The following is a 6814-nucleotide window of genomic DNA, read 5'->3' on the forward strand; positions in this document are numbered from 1 at the left end:
CCCTTTCCCCTTTCCCCTTTCCCTACTCCCCACATCCCAAAATGTTCCTAACTCAAACCGTTCCCCGTCAACGAGAAATTATTGAAGTCTTCCTTCGCAATGGCTGGGACTATATGCGGAGGTTGCTAACTGGTGGTAAAGCAGATGAACCCCAGCTACCGACACCTGCGGTTTTAAAAAATATTCTGGTAGATTTAGGGCCAGTTTATGTGAAACTCGGTCAGCTACTCTCCACTCGTCCAGATTTACTGAGTGGCTCTTACATAGAAGAACTATCAACCCTCCAAGATGAAGTACCGCCAGTTCCCTGGTCAGAGGTGGAAATCATCATCCGTAAGGAGCTAAAACGACCACTGGCGGAAACTTTCAGTACAATTAATCCCGTTCCAGTAGCAGCCGGTTCGATTGCCCAAACCCATAGAGCTACATTAATAGATGGTCGAGAAGTCGCTCTTAAAGTCCAGCGTCCGGGAATTGATGTTACTATCGCCCAAGATATTGCTTTAATTCAAGGTATTGCCGATTTAGTAGCGCGTACTGATTTTGGACAAACCTATGAAATCAAATCCATCGCTGAGGAATTTACCAAAGCTCTAGAAGCTGAGTTAGATTTCACAAGGGAAGCAAGTTTTACAGACCAACTGCGGCGTAATTTATCCAAAAGTCGCTGGTTCGATCCCAAGCAAATAGTAGTCGCCAAAATTTATTGGGATTTGACCACAGAAAAATTACTGGTGATGGAATGGTTGGATGGAGTACCGTTTCTGTCGGCAGATTTAAACAGCAATAACAATGACAAAGACCCTGCTGTAGAGCGTAAAGAAATAACTACTTTATTATTTCGGGTATTTTTTCAACAACTATATATAGATGGGTTTTTTCATGCCGATCCACACCCAGGAAATTTATTTTATCTCAAAGATGGCCGGGTTGCACTTTTAGACTGTGGCATGGTGGGACGACTCGATCCCCGCACACAGCAGATATTAACAGAAATGTTGTTGGCGATCGTAGATTTAGACGCTCAAAGATGCGCTCAGTTGACTTTGCAGTTAGCAGATTCAACTCAGCCAGTAATATTATCGCGGTTAGAAAATGATTATGACAGGATGCTGCGAAAGTATTACAATGTCAGCTTGAGTCAAATTAATTTCAGTCAAATTATTTACGAAATTTTGCAAGTTGCTCGCAACAATAAAATTCGTTTACCAAGTAACATGGGTTTATATGCCAAAACTCTGGCAAACTTAGAAGGAGTGGCGCGTACTTTTAACCCAGAGGTAAATCTCATCGATGAAATTCAGCCATTAATTACAGACTTGTTTCGTCGGCAATTATTAGGGGATAATCCAGTGCGATCGCTCTTAAGAACAGCCTTAGACCTTAAAAGTCTGTCCCTGCAATCTCCCCGACAAATTGAACTGTTATTAGACCGAGTTACCTCCGAAAGCCTACAGTGGAACTTATCACTGCGGGGTTTAGATGGTGTGCGGCGGACTATGGACGATGCTGCTAACCGCTTGTCTTTTAGCATTTTGGTGGGTTCGCTGATTATGGGAGCAGCAATTATTACTACTAGAGCGCAGACAGCGCAGCTATCTTTTTTAAGTAGCGTTTTGTTTGCAGCCGCTAGCTTATTAGGTTTGTGGCTAATTATTAGTACACTGCGATCGGGACGTTTGCGGTAAAATTTATGCTTTAGAACTGAATCATTCCCATATTGGGAATTAATGATTATTAAATCCGCATTGGATTATTTAAAACCACAGACAAACACTCAAAAGGAACTTACAAGGAAAAATATTCCAGAAAAGACTGTTGACCGTTGACTGTGAACTGTCAATCACTATGTGCTGTTGTTTATTTTTGGGAGTTATTTAATTTAGTGTAAATTCTGTGTATTTAAATTGCTAACAATAAAAACCCTAATAGCGATTTAGGATTTTAGATTTTGGATTACAAGCCTTGACTACAAAGTTCCATAATTTCAAACAATAATTTCTATGGCAATTTGTTATCAAAACTTGACTACAAAAGTCTTTTTTGATTTTGACTTTTGAATTGTTTTTCTGTGGTTCTAAGATAAAAATATGTCAATTATCATTGCTGAAAAACTAAGTAAATCTTATCCTGTGGCGGTCAAAAATCCCGGTATTAAAGGCACAATCACCCACTTTTTCCGCCGCACCTACCGCACAATTCAAGCAGTCCGGGATGTTTCCTTTGAAATTGCTCCTGGTGAAGTAGTGGGATTTTTGGGGCCAAATGGTGCGGGTAAAACCACCACACTGAAAATGCTCACGGGGCTGATTTATCCTTCGAGCGGTACAGTCAGAGTAGGCGGACAAGTCCCTTTTCGTCGCCAAGAAGCATTTTTGCAAAAAATTACTTTGGTGATGGGACAAAAGCAACAGCTAATTTGGGATTTACCGGCGTTAGATTCTTTGAAAATTAATGCTGCTGTGTATAACATCTCCGATAAAGAGTTCCAGCGGCGGGTAGGAGAATTAACAGAAATGCTTTCCCTGGAAGGTAAACTCACCCAACCAGTGCGTAAATTATCTTTAGGGGAACGGATGAAGGCAGAATTATTAGCAGCACTTTTGCACCGTCCCCAGGTATTGTTTTTAGATGAACCAACTTTGGGATTAGATGTCAATGCTCAAGCAGCCGTGCGGGACTTCTTACGTGAGTACAATCAAATTTATCAAGCCACAGTGCTATTAACGAGTCATTACATGGCTGACATCACAGCTTTGTGTCAACGGGTGCTATTAATTCATGAAGGAAGCTTAATGTATGACGGTAGCTTAGATGGACTGTTGGAACGTTTTGCTCCTTATCGAGAAGTGGATATTGAGTTAGCCCAACCCGTAACAATACAAAAACTCATGACCTATGGTGATGTGGAGCTTTTAGAAGGGCGAACAGTGCGTTATCTGGTACCACGAGAGGCGCTCACTCGTACTGTATCTCAGATTTTGGCAGATTTAGAGGTAATTGATTTAACAGTTACTGAACCGTCTATAGAACAGGTAATTGGGCAAGTTTTTCAGGCGGGGGTTGTGGAGTGATTGTTGAGTGTTGAGTGTGGAATAATTTTTTTGGGAAATAAATAGATGAAGCAAATAATTAGAAAAGCCTTAACTTTTCTCTGGGTATACTATGCCTATATGGTTGAGTATCGAGCAGAACTCTTTTTATGGGTTTTGGCTGGAACTTTGCCAATCATCCTGATGGGTATTTGGATACAAGCAGCCCAGAGTGGGCAGTTTGGTCTATCACCTGTAGATTTTGCCCGTTACTTTATTACAGTTTTTCTTGTTAGACAATTTACTGTAGCTTGGGTAATTTGGGACTTTGAAAGAGAGGTAGTAGAAGGCAAACTTTCTCCTAGATTGCTACAACCAATAGATCCAGTATGGCATCATCTTGCGGGGCATATTTCTGAAAGATTCGCTCGTTTGAGTTTTGCTTTTTTATTAATGGGATTGTTTTTTATTCTTTATCCCCAAGCTTTTTGGTTACCAAGTTTGGGCCAATTGCTGTTATTTATATTAGCAGTGATACTGGCTTTTAGTCTGCGTTTTATAATTCAGTACACTTTTGCTATGTTGGCTTTTTGGACAGAACGCGCCAGTGCTTTAGAAAATTTTTGGTTGTTGTTTTATCTATTTTTATCTGGTTTGATTGCACCTTTAGAAGTTTTTCCAGAACCCGTGCGACAAATAGTAATGTTTACACCTTTTCCATATTTGGTTGATTTTCCTGCAAGTATTTTGGTGGGACTACCTACAAATCTATGGCAAGGATTTTTCTCAATGGTGGGTTGGATATTAATATTTTTGGGTGGGAATCGCTTGTTGTGGCGTGCGGGTTTGAAGCGGTATTCGGGGATGGGAGCTTAAGTAATCTATCTTATTATAAATTATTTGGTGTGGTTTTAAATTTATCAGCCGTTCCCAAGGAATAATCTTGTAATTTAAAATCAGCAAAAGGCTTTTTTTCTAGCCTGTCGCGTAAAGCTTCATCTAGATTTACGCTGCTTGATTGTTTTTTAACACCAATAACTATAATACTTCTTTGATATGTAGTTAAATCCTGATTTTCTGGACAATCAGTTCGTTGAAATTGACCCAAATTTAATAAGCGATAGCCTTTGATGTTGGGTTGATTAATAAATATTTTTTTTACTAAAAGTTGTATTTGTAAGGAGCGTTCTAAAGCTAGACGTTCTTGAGATTCTATATTGCCCTTGCAAGAAGTTGTACCTACAGAAATAATTTCACTAGGTTCTTCCATAATATTCTGTATACCTTGTTCTTCTAAATTTAATTTTAAAAGGTTGAGGCTAATAATTTGGTCGTTATATTGAATTTGAAAATTGCTACCGACAACCCATTTATATTGTAGTGATAAAACAGCTATATTAAATTTGGCAATTCTACCTTGATTATCTCTACCTTCACGATAAGGATAATAATCAATATTACCTTTTTTTTCTGGAAGTTGTCCGTAATTTTGGGGCGAAGAATTTGTTGATGTCTGCGTCGCGATAACTACTGCACTAAGTAATCCTAAAACTATTAATAGTGATGCAAAAATACCCAGTAAAGGTAATTTTTCTAAATAGTTATTTGCATGGGAAAAATTGGGAGTAATTGCTAGCGATCGCTCTGGTTCCAAATTTTTCACAACATCGATGTGGGAGACATGATTTGTTGTTAATTTAGTTTCAATTTCTGCTAAACGCTGCCAAATTTCCTGGGCATTTGCGGGGCGTTTTTCTATATCTGGTGCTATGAGCCAATCAATTAAATCTAATATTAAGGGTGAGATATCAAGAGTAGAATTTTTCCAATGCAACACATTGTGCTGCACATCATACATATCTAAGGGGTGTTTTCCTGTCAGCAAAAACACAAAGGTACGTCCCAAAGCAAAGAAATCTGATTGTGGTACAGCTTCACCATTCATTTGCTCTGGGGCGCTGTAACCAGAAGACATCAGTGCCGTCATTTTAGGACTTTCATCTAGCGAATTTTTAGCGATTTCATTAGCAGTACCAAAATCGATGATTACTAATTGCCCATCGGGTTTAATCATGATGTTGGATGGCTTAATATCTCGATGTAGATATTCTTTGCTATGCACCAAATCTAAAATTTCTATTAACTGTTTTAAGTAGGCGATCGCTTTTTCTTGAGAAATAGGTTTATTGTGCTGATGAAACCATTCCTCTAAGTTTAACCCGTCGATTTTTTCCATTGCAATGCAATGCAAAACTAAACCATTGCGAGTTTGATATTGAAAATAACTATCTTCCTGAGGAATGCCAGGATGGTTGAGTTTTAAAAGCACAGTAAACTCATGCTGAAATAATTCTACAGCTTGGGGATTACTTGATAAATCTTCTCTGAGTATTTTGAGAATTTTGGGAGTATTTTTTTCGTATACCTCATAAACTTTACTAAAACCTGTTTTGTCACTCAACAGAGACTCCACCCGATAACGCCCTAGCAATTCCAGATGAGAACCACAACTTTGACAAAAACGGTTTTGATGATTATTTGGGTGATTTGGTTTGGGACAAACGGGATTGATACAAAGGCTCATGAGTGGGGAGTAGGGGAGACGCGGGGAGATGGGAGAGACAAGGGAGGTAGGGGAAAAGGTTAAAGGTTAAAGGGAAAAGGAATAAATTTAATCTTTCTCCTTTTCCCCTTACCCCTTTCCCCATGCCCTGTTTGGCCAATGCCCATAGACATCGCTCATCTTAATTCTTCTGTTCTTGCGGGATAATCCCGTTTAAATAATCATGAGATTTTCGATTTGTGTTCTGCTAAGAATGCTGCTATGGTTTGGTTAAATGGCTCTGGTTGTGTCAAAAATGGCCAATGATTGCCGGGAACTTGGGAAATACGTAAGTTTTTCAGATAGGTTTTGTAAGGTTGGATTTGCCAATTTTGGCGGTTTAGCCCTTGTTTTGGCTGGATGAAGAGGGCAGGGATATCAAGGGGAATGGTAAAACCGGGCACTTGCATTACTGCTTCAAAAATTTCATCGCGGGCGTTCACAGTAAATTTGCTTCCCCAACTACCATCGGGCTTTTGTTCAATTCCGGCTTGGAAGACTTGCTGTTGTAGAGGACTCCATCCTTGATATTGCTTTAATTGCCTTGCTTGCTGTTCGGCTGCTTCCTGAGTGGTGAAGGGGCCCATACTTTTAAGAAAAGGCAAGAAGCGATACAACATTGGAAAAGTGAGCCTGAAGAAGCTGGGCATTTTCCAAATAAAAATTGGATCGATTAAAATCATGGTTCGTAGACGCTTTGGGTTTTGTCTTGCCCAAATAGCGGCTAATTTGCCTGTCCAAGAGTGACTAACAATGTGGGCACAAGTCCATCCGAGACTGTCCATGAGTGCTTCTAGATCTGCGATCGCACTCTCAAAGCTATAATCTTTATCTGGTTTACTACTTTCGCCATGTCCACGCATATCTGGTGCGACTATGTGGTAATCTGCCGCCAAGTAATCTGCCAAATTACACCACACAAGAGCATGGTCACCTAAACCATGTAACAACAGTAAAGGTTCTTGACCCTGGTTCCACTCTAAATAAGAAAGGTGGATATCAGGTTTTGATAAAGTCTGACGTACAGGCATCATTGCACATCCATCTGTGGAGGGATATCTTTGCGTTTATATCGTACTGCGAAAGGAGGGATATGGGGCATGGGGAAAGGGAAAGGGGTAAGGGGAAAAGGGGAAAGATTAAATTTATTCCTTTTCCCTTTAACCTTTAACCTTTTCCC

At 39.7% G+C, this 6814-nt stretch carries 5 protein-coding genes; 3 read left to right on the forward strand and 2 right to left on the reverse strand.

Annotated features, from left to right (window positions below):
- Positions 1–41 precede the first annotated feature (41 nt).
- From GNE10_RS30165 to GNE10_RS30175, 3 genes are all read left to right on the forward strand, one after another.
- Positions 42–1688, forward strand: coding sequence for an AarF/ABC1/UbiB kinase family protein (locus tag GNE10_RS30165; RefSeq protein WP_185569450.1), 1647 nt, complete (start codon positions 42–44; stop codon positions 1686–1688).
- 402 nt (positions 1689–2090) lie between these two features.
- Positions 2091–3074 (forward strand): ATP-binding cassette domain-containing protein, encoded by a 984-nt coding sequence (locus tag GNE10_RS30170; protein ID WP_185569452.1) that lies wholly within the window; start codon positions 2091–2093, stop codon positions 3072–3074.
- Positions 3075–3119: 45 nt separating this feature from the next.
- Positions 3120–3908 (forward strand): ABC-2 family transporter protein, encoded by a 789-nt coding sequence (locus GNE10_RS30175; RefSeq protein ID WP_185569454.1) that lies wholly within the window; start codon positions 3120–3122, stop codon positions 3906–3908.
- Positions 3909–3921: 13 nt separating this feature from the next.
- On the opposite strand, the gene GNE10_RS30180 is transcribed toward GNE10_RS30175, so the two are convergent.
- Together GNE10_RS30180 and GNE10_RS30185 are read right to left on the reverse strand one after the other, a co-directional pair.
- The gene (locus tag GNE10_RS30180; protein ID WP_185569456.1) at positions 3922–5616 is read right to left on the reverse strand and encodes a serine/threonine-protein kinase; all 1695 of its coding nucleotides are present in this window, start codon (positions 5614–5616) and stop codon (positions 3922–3924) included.
- Between the two features lie 200 nt (positions 5617–5816).
- Positions 5817–6665: an alpha/beta fold hydrolase gene (locus GNE10_RS30185; RefSeq protein WP_185569458.1), complete on the reverse strand. Its 849-nt coding sequence runs from the start codon at positions 6663–6665 to the stop codon at positions 5817–5819.
- Between the last annotated feature and the right edge of the window lie 149 nt (positions 6666–6814).

Origin of the sequence: Nostoc sp. 2RC, assembly GCF_014222165.1 — a bacterium.
GTDB classification, from domain to species: Bacteria; Cyanobacteriota; Cyanobacteriia; order Cyanobacteriales; family Nostocaceae; genus Nostoc; species Nostoc linckia.